The organism is Sporocytophaga myxococcoides DSM 11118, assembly GCF_000426725.1.
GTDB lineage: Bacteria > Bacteroidota > Bacteroidia > Cytophagales > Cytophagaceae > Sporocytophaga > Sporocytophaga myxococcoides.
Window position 1 is genome coordinate 724,130 of sequence record NZ_KE384560.1, and the last position, 17,824, is coordinate 741,953.

Here is a 17,824-nt window from a genome sequence, read left to right on the forward strand (position 1 = left end):
ATTGTAAAAACTATCTTGTGATAATAATTTTTTTCGATGCCGTCTGATTGGCAGTGCTCACGACTAAGATATATATACCACTTTGCAATGAGCTGGTAGTAAGCTGGTGAGTAAAGCTTGTCTTCTCAAATTTTGTTCCTGAGAAGATCTTTTGTCCAAGTGTATTGTATAGTTCGAATTGCACGTTGCTTTCACCCTCCATAATCACTTCGATAGAAAGGGCATCTGTAGCAGGATTGGGGTATGGGTTAATTATAAGTGCAGGGGATGCTTTGTATATTTTGATGTTATCAAGATAAATTGTTGTTCCTGCTTTTCCATAGCTTGTAATGTATACCCTGACTCTCTTTTGGCCGGCAGCAGCCTCTAATGGAACATCAAACGAAGTCCAGTCGTCTGGCTCAGGTATAAATATGGAAGTATTTTTTCTGGCCGTATTCAGCTCTGCCCCATAGATTTTTTTTACCAGATATTTTTTATTCAGACAACCGAAAGAAATTTCAACAACAATGCTGTCTGTTTTGTCTAAAGTATTTGCTGATCCTGCAAGGTCGAAGAAAATATATGGGTGATCATTTCCAGAAAAGTCGAGACTGGGAGAGACGATGGCATCATAAGTTTGTAGCTCGGATGCCCCATATTTATTCTGGATTGATATACACCCACTGCTTTGTTCATAAGCACCAGGTGAGTTCAATGTCCATGTATTAGAGTGATCAGGATTGGAGATAGACCATCCTTCGGGAAGGATTGCTCCTGATTCAAAATCTAAAGTCTGGGCAAAAGGATAACTAGGCAGATTGCAGCAACCTCCACTTAGAAGAAGGCTCTTTCTGCGAGCATTATCAGACGCGTTGATGAACGAACGCATCCTTTCTTTTTGTCCTTGAGTAAAAATGTTCATACACTTGTCTCCTGTATAGTCAAGGTAGTTCTGAAACATTCTTGGAGTCTTCTGATTGTTGCAATAGGAGAACCTTTCATTACAAAGAGTGTCTTCGTCTTTGTCTTCCTGAGTAGGAGTGTCACTCACATAATCATCTCCGCAGTATTGATCTCCCCAAATGTGTATCAGTCCGAGCCAGTGTCCAATTTCATGTGTAGCTGTCCTGCCAAGATGATATGGCTTTCTAGCAGTTCCAAGTGTACCGAAAGTTTTATAGTCAATAACTACGCCATCTGTTGCAGCTGGCCCGTCACTTGAAGATGCCCCCGGAAGACCATAACCACCTGGAAACTGGGCATAACCAATTATAGGATCCGTAATATTGGTTACCCAGATATTCAGGTACTGATCACTGGGCCAGTAGGATAATTTTTTCAGCTGAGCATCATCCATGTTGTAATCGAAAGACGCTTTTTCGCTAAATACTCTTATAATTCCTGTAGTTGATCTGCCTTCAGGGTCAAATTGGGCAAGGCAAAAATGAATGCGGGTATCAGCTCCAACCGGGTCCGTATTGTATCCACGTGTCCCCGGAAGCTTTCCATAGTCTTCATTTAAAACTGCAATCTGAGAGTGAATCTGCTCGTCGGTAATATTTCTGTTATTCACTCCGCCAATAAGATTACCCTTTGTATTGTGGATGACATGGACAACAACCGGAATCACATATTCCATAGTATCGTTGTCCAGTGCAGCCCTCCGTTTTCTAATTGTTCTTAATTGCTGATCTATTTGCTCCTGAGTAGGCAGAGGCCTGTTATTTTCCTGATATGAGGTAGATGCACATTGCCTTTGTGCAAAAGTTTCAGAAATACTAAATGCCAAAAAAAGCAATGCGTAAAAAAATCTCATATTAGTCTATTCTTATGATTTATCCTTTTTAGCATAGGCATCAATTATTTTGCCTACGAGTTTATGTCTCATTACATCTTTGCCGTCCAGTTCCACAAAGCCAATTCCCTGTACGTCTTTGAGTATTGTCAATGCCTCTACAAGACCTGATTTCTGATTGCCCGGCAAGTCTATTTGTGATTTGTCTCCTGTGATAATCATTTTGGAACTAGGTCCCATACGAGTCAGAAACATCTTAGTCTGCATAGGGGTGGTGTTCTGTGCTTCATCCAGAAGTATGAATGCATTATTCAGTGTACGTCCTCTCATATACGCAAGAGGAGCCACTTCAATAATATGATTCTCGTAATAATATTTTAGCTTTTCAGCAGGAATCATGTCATCCAGTGCATCATAAATAGGTCTTAAATATGGATCGATTTTTTCTTTCAGATCTCCCGGAAGAAAACCTAGATTTTCTCCTGCTTCTACTGCAGGTCTTGTGATTACGATCTTTTTAACCTCTTTATTTTTTAAGGCTCTGACAGCCAGGGCTACGGAAATATAGGTTTTCCCTGTTCCGGCAGGTCCGACTGCAAAAACGAGATCATTCTTTCTTGCAGTGGCTACGAGCTTCTTTTGATTTACAGTCTTGGGTTTTATAACCATCCCTTTATCACCAAAAAGAATTACATCGTCTTCGTCACAGCCGTCCATCTCTTCTTTGCGAAGCAATGACTGTACTTCGTTTTCACCTACTTTTCCATATTTATTATAATGAACAAGCAGACTTTTGATAACCTGTTCTATCTGGATTATTTCCAGATTGTTACCAATGATCTTTATTTCATTTCCTCTGGAAACAATACGACTTTTAGGAAACGCAGAACCCAATTCTTTTATTATTCTGTTTTCCACTCCTAGGAAATCTATAAGAGATACATTTTCAAGGTGTATTGACTTTTCTACCAACAGCTTTATTATTTTTAATTATTTACTTTAAACTTTCAGTTATTTGGCTGAAAAAATATTTAATTTTGCGCCACTTGTTCTAAAAAATCTCCAATAGAAAACCGGATGTTTTCGGAACGAGTAGAGACAAACAAAATTAATCATTTTCTGCGCAATTTATGGCTATTATCACATTTATGTCAGATTTCGGACATAGAGACCATTACGTGGCTGCCGTAAAAGCGAAGATTTTTTCTATCAACCCTAGTATAAATGTAGTGGATATTACCCACTCCATTGAAAATTTCAATATTGCTCACGGGGCCTATATTTTAAAATCAGTCTTTAGAGATTTTCCGCAAGGTACTGTGCACCTCGTGTCTGTAAACGCACCATCCGGCCCCGATGAAAGGGCTGTAGCCGTGAAACTGGAAGAGCATTACTTCGTCGGAATTGATAATGGTTTGTTCTCATTACTAAGTGACAAAGCCCCTACTGCAATTGTCGAGTTAATCAAAGATTCCTCCTATAACAGGATTTTCCCTGAGAAAACTACTTTGGCGGCAGCTGCAGTTTCTCTTGCCAGTGGTACTAATATCTACAATATTGGAACCCAGATTAGTTCCCTTAGAAGCATGCTAAATCGACAGGTCAGAATTTCTAAAACTCAGATCGGTGGCCATGTTGTTCATGTAGATCAGTATGGAAATTTAGTTACCAATATTTCTGAGGAATTATTTTACCGACAAAAGAATAATCGCTCTTTTACTGTGCATTTTGCCCGTGAAACTGTTGATTTTATTGCAGATTCCTATGATTCCATGGATCATGGTGATTGTCTGGTACTTTTTAACAGTAATGGATATATGGAAATCGCAATCAGTCAGGGTAATGCAAGTGAATTGTTAGGGATGGGATTTGACAGTCCTGTAATGATCAATTTTTCAGAGGCTTAGGACGCGACTGTCAGGAGAACGAATCCACGTATGCTCTGGCATAATTATTTTAAATCTTAAATCTTGATAAGCGATAAGTAACCTAAATTTTAGATATAGAATTTTTTGTAGTTTTTTGAAGTAAAAAAAAGTAATAGTTTGCTCAAGGTACCTCCACGTTTTCTTTATAAATATTAGGACAGAAATGATTAAACCAAGAATGTTTTATTATTATAATGTGTTGATTGTTAAAAAGGTATTATTTTAAAAAGAGGAGAAAGCCTTGATGTCAAGAAAAGGTGAAAAATTTATCATCATAATAACTTCTTAAATCTCCTGAACCTACATCAGATCTTTTCAGATTTTGAAATTATTACCGTACCTTTGAAGCTTGTTCAAATAATCATGATTCGTTTCTTTTCCAGTCAATCTGACAAAGTTTTCGCCTTACAGACCGAGCGCGAACTGAGTATAACAGATATTTCCAAACTTGAATGGCTTTTTGGAGCTGCCAAATTAAACCAGGAAAGTACTTTAAGTGGATACTTTGTTGGCCCACGTGCTGCCATGATTACTCCATGGAGTACCAATGCCGTAGAAATCACTCTGAATATGGGCATTCAGGGAATTATCCGGATTGAAGAGTTTAAAGAGGTCAAAGAAGATTTTATGGATTTTGACCCAATGCTTTCTCATAAGTATAATGGTCTGAATCAGGATATATATACTATTAAAATTAAACCAGAACCTGTTAAGCCAATCACAGATATTGCTGCATACAATAAACAGGAAGGTCTTTCTCTGAGCGATGAGGAAGTTGATTATTTAAATAAACTGGCTGAAAGAATAGGCAGGTCGCTAACAGATTCTGAAGTATTTGGATTTTCACAGGTTAATTCGGAGCACTGCCGTCATAAAATTTTTAACGGGAAGTTTGTGATAGATGGGGAAGAGAAATCAACCTCATTATTCAAATTGATCCGCAAGACATCTGAAGCTAATCCGAACGACATAGTTTCTGCATATAAAGATAATGTTGCTTTCATTAAAGGTCCGGTGGTTCAACAGTTTGCGCCCAAGCGTGCAGATGAGCCAGACTATTATAAGTTAAGTGAATTTGAATCTGTTATCTCTCTCAAAGCCGAAACACATAACTTTCCTACAACAGTAGAGCCTTTTAACGGAGCTGCTACAGGATCTGGGGGTGAGATCAGAGACAGGTTGGCAGGCGGACAAGGTGCGCTTCCGCTTGCAGGAACAGCTGTTTATATGACTGCTTTTTCTCGTCTTGAAAAGGATCGTCCTTGGGAAAAAGCAACACAGGAAAGAAAGTGGTTGTATCAGACTCCAATGGATATTCTGATCAAAGCTTCAAATGGGGCAACTGATTTTGGAAATAAATTTGGTCAGCCACTGATTACAGGTTCTGTTCTGACATTTGAACACGACGAAAAATCAGATAGCTTAAAGGCTCCAAGAAAACTTGGCTTTGATAAAGTAATTATGCTTGCCGGTGGTATTGGTTATGGCAAAGCAAATCAAGCACAAAAAAAGCATCCAAAACCAGGAGATAAAATTGTAATTCTTGGTGGTGAAAATTACCGTATCGGAATGGGTGGTGCAGCAGTATCTTCAGCAGATACCGGGCAGCATGGTTCAGGTATTGAATTAAATGCCATACAGCGTTCTAATCCTGAGATGCAAAAAAGAGCAGCCAATGCGATCCGCGCAATGGTAGAGAGTGACAATAACCTTATCGTTTCTATACATGACCATGGAGCTGGTGGTCACCTAAACTGCCTTTCAGAACTGGTAGAAGAAACAGGAGGTAAAATAAATCTGGATAAACTTCCGGTGGGAGATCCTACGCTTTCTGCAAAAGAAATTATTGGAAATGAATCACAGGAGCGTATGGGTCTGGTAATAGGAGAGCAAGACATAGCTACTCTTCAGAAGATAGCCGACCGTGAACGTGCTCCTATGTATACCGTAGGAGATGTTACCGGTGATAATCGATTTACATTTGAGTCTGCATCTACCAAAGAGAAACCGATGGATCTGGAGCTGAAGGACATGTTCGGAAGTTCACCGAAAATGGTTATGACAGATAAAGCGGTTGACAGGGTTTATCAGCCTGTAACATATGATAAAAACCAGCTTCATTCCTACCTTGAGCAGTTGTTGCAGCTGGAAGCTGTTGCCTGCAAGGATTGGCTTACAAATAAAGTTGACCGTTGCGTTGGAGGCCGCGTAGCTAAACAGCAATGTGCAGGTCCTCTGCAATTGCCTCTGAACAATGTTGGTGTAATGGCTCTGGATTTTCAGGGTAAAGAAGGTATTGCAACTTCTATTGGTCATGCACCCGTTTCTGCTTTGATTGATCCCGCAGCCGGCAGCCGTAATGCTATTGCTGAGGCTTTGTCAAATATTGTTTGGGCTCCTTTAAAAGATAATTTAAAAAGCGTTTCTCTTTCTGCTAACTGGATGTGGGCTTGTAAGAACGAAGGAGAGGATGCTCGTTTATATAAAGCTGTTGAAGCTTGTTCTGACTTCGCTATTGCCCTTGGTATTAACATACCTACAGGAAAAGACTCCCTGTCAATGAAGCAGAAGTATAAAGATGAAGAGGTTATAGCCCCGGGGACTGTGATCATCTCTGCTGCAGGTAACTGCAGTGATGTGAGAAAAGTTGTGGAACCTGTGCTGCAAAGCGATGGAGGAAATATTTACTACATCAATCTTTCAAACGATCAATTTAAATTAGGTGGATCTTCCTTTGCTCAGGTGGTAAATAAAATAGGAAATGAAACGCCTGATATTACCGATGCTGCGCTGTTTAAAAATGCATTCAATACATTGCAGCAATTAATCAAAGAAGGTAAAATAGAAGCTGGTCACGATATCGGTAGTGGTGGTTTGATCACCACTCTTCTTGAGATGTGCTTTGCAGACAACAGACTTGGTGCAAACATTGATTTAACATCTCTTGGTGAAGCTGACAGCATTAAAGTATTATTTGCAGAAAACATAGGAGTGGTATTCCAGGCATCTGCTGAGGTGGAGGCTACATTAAAAGCGAACAATGTTCCTTTCTATAAAATAGGAACCAGTACTTCTTCTGCAAAAATTCAGTTAAAGAATGGCTCGGATTCATTTGACTTTGACATAGCAAAACTAAGAGATACCTGGTACAAAACATCATACCTGCTGGACATAAAGCAAAGTGGCCCTGTAAGTGCTAAAGAGCGTTATAATAACTACAAATATCACGAACTGAAATACAAATTCCCTGAAGGATTTGACGGTAAGAAGCCAGTTATAGACAATTCTAAACCAAGAATAAAAGCTGCGATCATCCGTGAGAAAGGAAGCAATTCTGAGCGTGAGATGGCCAATGCTATGTACCTTGCAGGTTTCGATGTGAAAGATGTTCACATGACTGATTTAATCTCAGGAAGAGAAACTCTGGAAGATATACGTTTCATTGGTGCTGTAGGAGGCTTCTCTAATTCAGATGTACTAGGTTCTGCAAAAGGATGGGCAGGAGCATTTATGTACAATGAGAAAGCAAAAACAGCTCTTGAGAATTTCTTTAAACGTGAAGACACTTTATCTGTAGGCATCTGCAATGGTTGCCAGCTTTTCGTTGAGTTAGGGCTTATCAATCTGGATCACGACAAGAAGCCAAAAATGCTTCATAACGTGAGTGGAAAACACGAGAGTATCTTTACCTCTTTAACCATCAACAAAAACAAATCCGTAATGCTTTCTTCTCTTGCTGGTAGCACTCTTGGTGTGTGGGTATCACATGGAGAAGGTCGTTTCAGCTGTCCGAATACCGAAGATAAATATCAGATTGTTGCGAAATATGCTTACGAAACATATCCACATTGTCCTAACGGTTCTGACTTCAATACAGCAATGCTTTGTGATGACACAGGTCGTCACCTTGTAATGATGCCTCATATTGAACGTTCGTTGTTGCAATGGCAATGGGCTAATTATCCAAAAGGCCGTCACGATGAAGTATCTCCATGGATGGAAGCTTTTGTGAATGCGAGAAGGTGGTTAGAGAAGAATGGAAAGTAAAAAAAGTATTAAACAATATTAAAAAAACACTCTCTTGTTTGAAGGGAGTGTTTTTTTATGTTCGACTGCCTTAAAGTCTCGGGGAAACTAATTCTTTTAAATAACATGATATCTGACCTGACACCTGTTCAGCAGCAACTTTTGAGTATTATGGGTAAAATTTCAGAACGATGCTATACAGCTGGCTGGATGAATAATCTGGAATATGTCCTATGGAATGCGGTGATGTCAGGCCCCAGAAAATATGGTCAAGATTATATCACACAAAAGGATATTGATGAGTTGAGATTTTTATCTGCCTTGTGCAATAGTTGGATAGTATTTGATGAAGTTAAGGAAGAAACATCAATGCAATTAAGTGCATGGGAAAAGAAGTATGATTCTGATACACTTAATAACAAGAGTTTCTTAATAGGATAATTAAAATTCAAATTAATAACATAAGCTGGCTAATTATTTCCACAATGAACTTTTGATATGCTTGCAAATCTTTGTCCTCATCTGGATTGCAAAACGGGGAAGTGCATAGTGAATAGGATATTACAGTAATCCATAAGCTATCGACTTGGAAAGCAGTTCTCCTGTATTTTTTGCATCCAGCTTCTTCAGCATATTCTTCCGGTGGTTATAAACAGTATGCTCACTTATAAAGAGCATGTCGCTAATTTCATTGCTCGATTTGCCATGTCTCATTAAGTTCAGAATCTCACGCTCTCTTATGGAAAGAATATGCTGTTCATTATCTGAAAGGTAGTTTTTCGTAAAGATTGGATGATAAACTCCTTCTGCATTTTTCTTTGAAATGCCAAGAGTTATATTTCCGTCTGTCTTAAAATCACTGATATCTGTAACCAGCATTAATGCTATGCGAGCTTTTTTATAATCATCGCAATGAATAACTGACGTTTGCTGCAGAAAACTAGCAAGAGATCCGTCTTTACGAAATGCATTATAATTAAAAGTAACGCGCAGGTCTTTGATTTCCTCAATACTTGTGCAGCGATCAAAATGATCGAACATGATAGGGAAAATTTGATTATGAATAATTTTAAGCTGCTCCTCCGGGATGAGGGATATCGTTTTCTGAATACCATGCTCATAAAATTCATCTTGTGAATATCCTGTTATACTTTTAACACTTTCACTCATGTAAATGTAGCTCTGAGTGGAAAAATCCAAAATACTTACAACCCCATGGAACTCCTTTAACAGCTGAGATAATTGAAAATTATCAATCAGGCTGTTTTCCCTTTCACCGGTTAGCCTGGCCTCTGATATATAACCGGTAAATATCTTTACTGCTTCCTTGTGGTGCTGAATATAAGACTTGGGGCTTTGTCTGGAATAAGACATAAATATTAAAAAGTTTTCGTAATCTACTCTAATATAGTTCATTTTACTCAACTCTCCATATTTTTTACCAGTTTAGAAAGCTTTGGAACAGAAAAACAAGTGCCGGTCCATAAAACTGAACTGTTTTTTTGCACCTGGAAAAACCTGGAATTTATGCCGGAAGCATAAAAAAGACCACTTCTCCAGAAGCAGACTAATAATACAATCTAAGGTATTTAGGATTTAGCAGAGCGCCTAAACAAAAGAGCCACAGCTCGTTAACCTAAAACGCTCTGTGACTTTCATGTTTTTGCCCCGACACACAAGTTGTGTCTAGTAAATCTCTTAATATTTTACAGGTTCATAATAGCCAGATAGTCAAATGTTTTTTTAATGTTTCAAAAGTGATTTGACAATGCTGCCATTCTCGGTTTCCATCCTGATGAAGTAAATCCCGTTTTCTATGCGTTCTAAATTCAGTTGTGTTTCAAAGTCTCCCATCAGAAGCTGTTCAAAAATGAGCTGACCATGCACATTGGAGAAACTTACCCTGATTAATGGCGATTGAGAGCGAAGAGTAACATGCGATGTACAAGGGTTTGGATACATCAGAATTTGCCCTGATATGTTGTGGATTTCTTCCAGTGATGTCACGACCTGCATTGGCGGTACAAATTCCCTAGCTCCTATATCGTATTTGATTCCCTTTGGTCTTACAATTCCTTCAAAATCGTCCGTGATCGTGTTCAACGTCATTCCCTTATCGACAGCGATGGAGTTCGGTTTTAGATATACATTTAAAGTATCTACAAGGCCAAGTTGTACAAAAGATCTTCTATAAAGATTGTTGGATGTATCGGGTACATCTGTTGCGATGGGGGATTGCCTGTTATAGATATAATTCTTAGTGGGTACATGGGCCTTATCCTTTTCAATATTAAATCCCAGATTGTTGCGGATCTCACATTTTCCGTCGAGTAAACTATAAACGTCTACCATTGCTGCTGAATAATCCCGGGCACTCTGGTTGCCCATTGTGTTATTGAATATTTTATAATGACAAGATTTAGTGGAGGGACTTCCACTCGTGGTCACATCACTGGGATGGGTTTGCACTTCTATAGCAGAGTATTTGCGAGAGCCAAGGAAGATATTGTTTGAAATAGTTAATTCACCCATTTCGTTCAGACCAATGCCTTCGCTTCGCACTCCATTTCCCCAGATGTTCTGGAAAAAGTTATGATGAATCGTCCCATCTCCGCGCAAGTAGAAAGTGCCCGGGTGTGTAGATGTGAGCAAACCTGTATTAGTAAACCTGTTGTGGTGAATGTTTACGTCAAACACTTTATTCAGTCTTACTCCATCCCCGCCATTCAGACTGTCGATGGTGCAATAGGCCACTTCCACGTTTCTGCCACAACCGATTAAGTCTGAGCCGTAGGCAAAATTACCCCAATCTATAGGTGTTCCGGTTTTTTTAAATGATAAATGTAGAAAGCGGATGTTTTCAATCAGAGTAACTTCTGTACCATCATATTTCTTATCTGCATTTATGCGAATGGTATAATCACTCACCCTTTCAAATCTGGCATAACTTATTGTGATGCTATCGGCTTTATTATCCAGCTGCATGGCCCTTCCGTTGATATCGTGAAAATAAAAACCGTACTTGATTCCATTTGCACCGTTCCCACTGAACACAACATTGCTGCACGTATTTAGATTCGAAGCATTTGAGCCTGTAATCTCTACCAAGCCTTTGTTGTTTATAATTGCGATCTTCTTTGACGCTGTTCCCCGGATATTGCCAAAAGTAAAACCAGAATACTTTCCTGGTTGAATTGCAATGGTATCGCCAGGCAGCAGGCTAAGCGTTGATGTCGCATTTGAATAATTTAAATATCCACCACTGCCTCCGATTAATACTTTCTTGGCGTGGGTTAAAAGTGAAATGAACAAAAAGAGTGCAAATAAAAGATACCGTGTATACATAGTTTTGAGATAAAGGTTAAAAGAACAACAAAGGTTTAATGATACAGGAGCCTAAGCCATCAATGCGGGACCTTGGCTGCAATCATTCATAAAAAGGACGCATAAGTTTAAAATTGTTACAGGAAACCCTGTTTCCATAGGTGTCTTTAAAAGGATATCCTAATGCATGCAAATGACATGAAGGAAAAACAAGATGAATGGTTTTAAAAGGATAGGGGATAATCGTAAAATATAAAATTGTACATGATCTTAAAAGGATTTTAATTTTATAAATAATTTCGTGAACCCTAATTCTTCAAAGAAGAAATAGGGTTTTTAATACTTATTATATTTGTAGATGGTAGCAGTTAAAGTAAGTACCTAGAATTAACTAGTAGAGACCAAAAAGATTAAATTATTGAGATGCCTATCTTTCTGAAAAGCAAAAGAATGAGTATCTTTATATGGTCTTCAGTAAAAGGATTACAAATTTTTGCGAATAACAAGTTTATTAATAATTTTTGTGATATGAACTCAAAAATTAGATTTCAAAAAGATAGTAAAGGATTTCATAAGACACTTGTCGGGAGAGTAGAAAATTATTTTAAGGCTGAGGGAATTAGTGAAAAAGCAAATGCTTTTATGTACTTCAAGACTTTATTTTTTTTAAGCTTAATTCTTTCCTCTTATTTTAGTCTACTATTTGGCGGCTTTAGTTTATGGATTAATAATTTGCTATGGGTTGTATTAGGTTTGTCATCAGTTTTTCTAGCTGTAAATTGCGGACATGATGCCATTCACGGCGCTTATTCATCCAAAAGATGGATAAATGCACTTATGAGCAATTCCTTTAATTTATTAGGTGCAAATTCATATCTATGGGGTATTACACACAACATTGTACATCATAACTATACTAATATTGATGGTATAGATGAAGATATTGAATCGGTGCCTTTTGCCAGAATAGCTCCAACACAAAAATGGAGACCGATTCAAAGATACCAGCATATCTGGATTTTCTTCTTATATCCATTCGGCACTCTTTCTTGGGTTTTTAGAAAAGATTATAAAAAATTCTTTCAAAAGAACATTGGTAATTATGAAAATAAAAACCATCCATTAATTGAGTATTTTAATTTATTCTTTTTTAAGGCTCTTTATTATTTTCTTTTCATTGCCTTGCCAATCATGATTATAGACATGCCATGGTATGCTGTTTTCGGAGGATTCATTTTAGGGCATTTGTTTGAAGGGTTTGCTATAGCTATTATCTTTATGTTAGCACATGTAGTTGAAAAGGCAGAATTTTCAATGCCAGATGATAAAGGGTTCATGGAAAATAATTGGGCTATGCATCAGTTGTGTACCACTGTCGATTTTGGAAGAAAAAGTTTTATTACCAGCTTTTTTACAGGCGGCTTAAACTTTCAGGTTGAACATCATTTGTTTCCTAAAATTTGCCACGTCCATTACCCTGCTATTTCCGAAATTGTGAAAGAAACAGCCTTAGAGTACAGAGTGCCTTATAATGATTATCCTTCTTTCTTTGATGCGCTTAAATCTCATGTATCATTACTTAAAAAGCTTGGTAACAATTTAATTCCTGAGCCAGAACCAGCTTCGGAAAGTTTAAAAGAAGTTGAGGAAAGCGAATTGGTTGATGAAATCGCTTAGAGCTTTTTAATTGTCTTTTCCTGATATAGCTTTACATATAGCGCGTTAATGACAGAGTCTATAAGAAGTTCTGAAAAGACGCCAAAAGAGGCTTGTTGTTAATTAATTTAACAAGGCAATGATAAAATATCAAATTCATTCAGAAATACTCCTGAGAGCTGGGTTTAAGAGTTTAGTGATTGAGATTATCCACAGAGAACCCATGTCCCCACAAAGAAATACTTAAATCATCCTAATGATTCAATATGGAACTGGATCAACAACAAGTTTTCTTTGAACGAAACGAAAATTCCTGAAGCATGGAGCTTCTGAATTTATAATCACTATAAAATCTTAATCGGTAATAATCAAGAAATAAAACTCGACTTATCACACGACTAAAAATACAAAAGCTCTGCAATTATTTCAATTACAGAGCTTTGCTTTTTTAACAGTACCCAGGGCCGGAGTCGAACCGGCATGTCAGTGAAGACACAGGTGTTTGAGACCAGCGCGTCTACCAATTCCGCCACCTGGGCAAACGGGTCCCAAAAGTAGGGAAACTTAATTTAAATCCAAAAGATTTTGTATTTTTTTACTTACTGATAACCTAAAACTTTCAAAAGGAGGTACCTTGAGGTTTGCAGACATCTAATCAATGCTCTATTTTTTGATGCCTGAATTTAGCTTCTGCTTCTTTGATATTTTGTATCCCCTTAATCATAGCATCAGGATTGAAAGATATACTGTCAATTTTATTCTCAACTAGGAATTGAGCAAATTCGGGGAAGTCGCTTGGCGCTTGGCCACAAAGACCTATTTTTTTCCCCGCTTGTTTGGCAGAATTAATCATCAACCGAATCATTTTTTTGGGTGCTTCATTATTTTCATCGAACAGATCACTCACAGTGGAAGAGTCCCTGTCTATTCCCAAAGTCAATTGCGTAAGGTCGTTAGAGCCGATAGAGAAACCATCAAATATACCGGCAAATTCATCGGCCAGGATTACATTACTGGGTATTTCCGCCATCACGTATATTTCCAGTTCATTTTCTCCTTGTCTCAGTCCATATGAATTCATAATTGCTATGACCTTTTTTCCTTCTTCAACAGTTCTGCAAAACGGAATCATTAATTTTACATTGGTCAAACCCATTTCGTCCCTGACTACTTTCATCGCTTTACATTCAAGTCCGAACCCCTCTTTATATGCATCATTATAATATCTTGAGGCTCCACGGAATCCCAGCATTGGATTTGCTTCTAGGGGCTCAAATTCTTTTCCACCAACGAGATTGGCATATTCATTGGTTTTGAAATCTGTCATTCTGACAATTACGTCATTCGGATAAAATGCTGCAGCGATTGTTGCGACTGATCTAGAAAGGTTTTCAATAAAGTATGCTTCTTTACTGGAATAGTTGGATGTAAGGTTTTTTATTTCAGATTTGGCATCTTGATCTTTAAGAGAATCAAATTTTATTAAAGCCATTGGATGAACTTTGATAGAATTATTAATGATAAATTCCAACCTCATTAAACCGACACCATCATTGGGGATGCGTGACAGATGAAAGGCCCTGTCGGGGTTTCCAAGGATGAACATAACTTTTGTTTTGGGTTTCTCTATTGCTTCCAGATTAGTTTCTATAACATCCCATAAAAGCTTTCCTTCATATATCGTTCCCGTTTCTCCTTCTGCACAGGAGACCGTCACTGTATCACCGTCTTTAATAACGGAGGTTGCATTCCCTGTTCCTACAATTGCCACAGCTCCTAATTCTCTGGCTATAATAGCTGCATGGCTGGTTCTTCCGCCTTTATTAGTAATAATGGCGGATGCTTTTTTCAGAATGGGATCCCAATCCGGATTTGTAATATCTGTTACTAATATTTCTCCTTCCTTCAATAAATATGAATCTTCCGGAGAGTTAATGATGCGGACAGTTCCTGTTGCAATTTGATTCCCAATAGCTTTGCCGCTTGTAATAATATTACCTTTTTCCTTAAGACGATACTCCGTTATTTTAACCTGATTTCTTTTTCTACTATATACAGTTTCCGGTCTTGCCTGTACTATATACATTATATTCTCTTCGCCATCCTTTGCCCATTCAATATCCATCGGTTTTTGGTAATGCTCTTCAATGATTAATGACCACTTGGCGAGCACATCTATTTCCTCATCATTTAGAATGAATTGATTCCTTTTTTCCTTAGGTGTTTCAATATTGATGGTAGTATTTTCTGATGAAGAATCGTTGTTATATATCAGTGTTTTCTCCTTACTTCCGATTTTCTTATTCAATATGGCTTTTTTATTCTTTTGCAAAGATTTTTTAAAGACATAAAATTCGTCCGGGTTAACAGCGCCCTGAACAACATTTTCACCCAAGCCCCAGCTTCCGGTAATCAGTATAACATCTTCAAATCCGGAATCCGGATCCAATGTGAAACATACTCCTGAAGATGCCAGGTCGGATCTGACCATTTTTTGTATTCCTATAGACAGTGCGACTTTCATATGATCGAAACCATGATCATGTCTGTATTTGATAGCTCTATCCGTAAACAATGATGCTAAACAATTCAAGCAGGCTTTTAGCAGGTTTTCTTCTCCACAACAGATATTCAGATAGGATTCATGTTGCCCTGCAAAGCTTGCATCAGGCAGATCTTCTGCTGTTGCGCTGCTTCTAACTGCAACGTGTATCTGAGAACCGTATTTTTTACATAATTCACTATAGCCTTTCTTAATAACGGCCTCTATCTCTGAAGGTATAGTGGCTTTTAAAATCAGATTTCTGCAGGCTGATCCTACTTCTGTAAGATTCGAAAAGGTTTTAGTGTCTAATTTGTTGAGGATACTTTTAAGGTCATTACCGAGCTTATTGATTTTTATGAATTCCTGATAAGCAAAAGATGTGGTCGCAAAACCGTCAGGTATGTTGATCCCTTTGGAGGATAGTATATTGAACATTTCTCCCAGAGAAGAATTTTTTCCACCTACTTGTGCAATATCTTTTAAATGAATTTCATTAAAGGCTAGGATATATTTTTGCATGATTTTTATAGGTTGAATTTTAGAATTTTATCTTACTGGTTTTATGTATTGAAAATAAATACTTTCTCCCTGATGAAATTTATAAACTGATGAAAGGCATTTGTGTTGAAAAACTTGAGGGTAATAAATAAGGTTTCTAAATCTTTTATATTTTCAGAATGGGTGTCTTTATCGGAGATTTTTGCCTGTATTTTGAGCTGAATTAACCTTTTGTACGATTTACTTACATACATTGAGTTCATGGGAAATATTGACACAAAGATAATATCCCTAAGGAACATAAAGGTTTTATAATGTGGGCATCAATTTGTTTTTTTGTCATACATGATGGAAAGTTTTATTTTACATATGTGAGATAAATAATAGTTAATTTTAATAATTAAGTGTTATTTATTGATTTTATGTTTAAAAAGTTATCAATTGTTTTAGTTGTAACCTTTAGTCTGTCTAGCTGCGTTGCAATCTTTTCTTCCAGATATTCTAAGGTAAATCTTAGCTGTCCCACACCTGATGTATCTATCTATAGTAAGGGTAATTTAATAGGTAAAGGAAATATCACATCTAAGTTTAAAAAGAAAGAAGTTTCCCAGAATTTAATTCTTAAAAAAGAAGGCTATCTGGATAAAAATTATTCCTTTAATGTTCAGAAAAAAAATCCTTTGAGATTTGTAAATCTGATCTCGATTCCGACTATATATGGACCATATATTTGCAGCGGTATTGATTATAGTACGGGTAAAAAATTCCAATACAATAAAAATATTGTCATTCCTGTGATGACTCCTGAACCATCCAAAAGAACAGCTAACCAAAAATATTTACAAGTAAATCGAGCTTCCATCAGTATTAAAAAAATGGATACTTTATTTGTGAGATATAAAAATGAAAAAAGCTTTAAAGCTAAAAAAATCGATAATGTAGAGTTTTTTAATGAGGATATAAGGTATGAAGAAACATCCTATAATAATACGCTAACCAAATTTCTTAAAAAGTATAACTTCATTGATACAACAGAAAGTATTTTTCCTAATTATGGCAATACAAGTTATATTGAGTCTGCAATAGAAAAGGTAAAATTTCATTCGATTGCACCCAAAAACGCATATGCGGCTCATTTTATAAATAGCTCCGGGGAAGTCTTGTTTGCTGAAACACAAATAAAATGGATCATATTAGATTACTATAGAGTGAAGCTTGATTCTATAACAATTACGGTTACATCTGACATTTTTAAATTATATGAAGAAAATGAAAATAATGAAAAAGATAAAAAGGATAATGGTAATTCCGGAATTGTTAAAGCATTGAATAATTCCGTTGAACTAAGCATGGTTGAGCTGCTTTCAAAGGAAAAATTCAAAAAACTTATAGAGAAGCCTGTTGAAAAAATTGCATTCTCAAAAATTAAACTGAAACATGAAAAGTATAATTCAAAATCTCTTAATGAATTGATTCAGGCTTCTGTAACAATAAAGACAGGAAAAGATTCTCATGGTAGTGGTTTTATAATAAGTTCAGACGGATACATTGTTACTAATTATCATGTGGTCGCAGGAGTAGGTGCAAAGAAGGTGGTAGTTATCTTAAACGATGGAGCGAAGTATGACGCAACAATTGAAAGAACAGCGCCATCATGCGATCTTGCTCTGTTAAAAGTCGATGCAAAGTCACTGCCTCACATGCAAATTAAAAGTTATAAACTAAAAGATCTTGAGTTAGGTTCAGATGTATCAACTATTGGTACTCCAAAGTCTGTGGAGTTAGGACAAAGTGTTGCAAAGGGAATTGTTTCCGGAACAAGAAGTCCTAATGAGAATATAAATTACATTCAGACAAACATTGCAGTTAATCCAGGAAACAGCGGTGGCGCATTTTTGGATAGTAAAGGAAACGTCATTGGGGTAGTTACTTCCAAACTCGTAGGCTATGGTGTTGAAGGTATTGCTTTTGCAATTCCATCTAACTATATATTTGATTCACTGAAATTAGAATATTAATTTATTACTAAGATATAAAGTCTTTCTAAAAAGAAGCAAAAAGGCCGCTCTA

10 protein-coding genes and 1 tRNA gene are annotated in these 17,824 nt (G+C 37.1%); 5 read left to right on the plus strand and 6 right to left on the minus strand.

What is annotated here, in order from left to right; all coding sequences use genetic code 11:
* Positions 1 to 10: 10 nt before the first annotated feature.
* On the minus strand, positions 11 to 1,798 hold the full coding sequence (locus K350_RS31555) for a M43 family zinc metalloprotease (protein WP_081671098.1): 1,788 nt from the start codon (positions 1,796 to 1,798) through the stop codon (positions 11 to 13).
* Between the two features lie 12 nt (positions 1,799 to 1,810).
* A complete protein-coding gene (locus K350_RS0121440) occupies positions 1,811 to 2,749 on the minus strand; it encodes a PhoH family protein (RefSeq protein ID WP_028981653.1) in 939 nt (312 codons plus the stop codon).
* 158 nt (positions 2,750 to 2,907) lie between these two features.
* On the opposite strand from K350_RS0121440, the gene K350_RS0121445 reads away from it, so the two are divergent.
* From K350_RS0121445 to K350_RS0121455, 3 genes are all read left to right on the plus strand, one after another.
* The gene (locus K350_RS0121445) at positions 2,908 to 3,684 is read left to right on the plus strand and encodes an SAM hydrolase/SAM-dependent halogenase family protein (RefSeq protein WP_028981654.1); all 777 of its coding nucleotides are present in this window, start codon (positions 2,908 to 2,910) and stop codon (positions 3,682 to 3,684) included.
* 384 nt (positions 3,685 to 4,068) lie between these two features.
* Positions 4,069 to 7,752 carry a phosphoribosylformylglycinamidine synthase gene (purL, locus tag K350_RS0121450; RefSeq protein WP_028981655.1) on the plus strand — a complete coding sequence of 1,228 codons (3,684 nt, stop codon included), beginning with the start codon at positions 4,069 to 4,071 and terminating at the stop codon, positions 7,750 to 7,752.
* Positions 7,753 to 7,857: 105 nt separating this feature from the next.
* A complete protein-coding gene (locus tag K350_RS0121455; protein WP_028981656.1) occupies positions 7,858 to 8,172 on the plus strand; it encodes a hypothetical protein in 315 nt (104 codons plus the stop codon).
* 120 nt (positions 8,173 to 8,292) lie between these two features.
* On the opposite strand, the gene K350_RS31560 is transcribed toward K350_RS0121455, so the two are convergent.
* Positions 8,293 to 9,147 carry a response regulator transcription factor gene (locus K350_RS31560; RefSeq protein ID WP_081671100.1) on the minus strand — a complete coding sequence of 285 codons (855 nt, stop codon included), beginning with the start codon at positions 9,145 to 9,147 and terminating at the stop codon, positions 8,293 to 8,295.
* A 327-nt stretch (positions 9,148 to 9,474) separates the two neighbouring features.
* Complete coding sequence (locus K350_RS0121465; protein WP_028981658.1) at positions 9,475 to 11,076, minus strand: T9SS type A sorting domain-containing protein; 1,602 nt, start codon at positions 11,074 to 11,076, stop codon at positions 9,475 to 9,477.
* 507 nt (positions 11,077 to 11,583) lie between these two features.
* Here K350_RS0121465 and K350_RS29855 point away from each other — a divergent pair.
* A complete protein-coding gene (locus K350_RS29855) occupies positions 11,584 to 12,732 on the plus strand; it encodes a fatty acid desaturase family protein (protein ID WP_081671128.1) in 1,149 nt (382 codons plus the stop codon).
* Positions 12,733 to 13,166: 434 nt separating this feature from the next.
* On the opposite strand, the gene K350_RS0121475 is transcribed toward K350_RS29855, so the two are convergent.
* Both K350_RS0121475 and ppsA read right to left on the minus strand, forming a co-directional pair.
* A tRNA-Leu gene (locus K350_RS0121475) sits at positions 13,167 to 13,250 on the minus strand.
* Between the two features lie 116 nt (positions 13,251 to 13,366).
* Entirely contained in the window at positions 13,367 to 15,775 is a 2,409-nt protein-coding gene (ppsA, locus tag K350_RS0121480) for a phosphoenolpyruvate synthase (protein ID WP_037576563.1), read from the minus strand.
* 401 nt (positions 15,776 to 16,176) lie between these two features.
* Between ppsA and K350_RS31565 the strand changes: the two genes are divergently transcribed.
* The gene (locus tag K350_RS31565) at positions 16,177 to 17,772 is read left to right on the plus strand and encodes a S1C family serine protease (protein ID WP_028981661.1); all 1,596 of its coding nucleotides are present in this window, start codon (positions 16,177 to 16,179) and stop codon (positions 17,770 to 17,772) included.
* Positions 17,773 to 17,824: the final 52 nt, after the last annotated feature.

Bases quoted from the DNA above. Each gene is read 5' to 3' on its own strand.
- K350_RS31555 (WP_081671098.1), bottom strand. From the start codon at position 1,798: ATGAGATTTTTTTACGCATTGCTTTTTTTGGCATTTAGTATTTCTGAA.
- K350_RS0121445 (WP_028981654.1), top strand. From the start codon at position 2,908: ATGGCTATTATCACATTTATGTCAGATTTCGGACATAGAGACCATTAC.
- purL (WP_028981655.1), top strand. From the start codon at position 4,069: ATGATTCGTTTCTTTTCCAGTCAATCTGACAAAGTTTTCGCCTTACAG.
- K350_RS0121455 (WP_028981656.1), top strand. From the start codon at position 7,858: ATGATATCTGACCTGACACCTGTTCAGCAGCAACTTTTGAGTATTATG.
- K350_RS31560 (WP_081671100.1), bottom strand. From the start codon at position 9,147: ATGAACTATATTAGAGTAGATTACGAAAACTTTTTAATATTTATGTCT.
- K350_RS0121465 (WP_028981658.1), bottom strand. From the start codon at position 11,076: ATGTATACACGGTATCTTTTATTTGCACTCTTTTTGTTCATTTCACTT.
- K350_RS29855 (WP_081671128.1), top strand. From the start codon at position 11,584: ATGAACTCAAAAATTAGATTTCAAAAAGATAGTAAAGGATTTCATAAG.
- ppsA (WP_037576563.1), bottom strand. From the start codon at position 15,775: ATGCAAAAATATATCCTAGCCTTTAATGAAATTCATTTAAAAGATATT.
- K350_RS31565 (WP_028981661.1), top strand. From the start codon at position 16,177: ATGTTTAAAAAGTTATCAATTGTTTTAGTTGTAACCTTTAGTCTGTCT.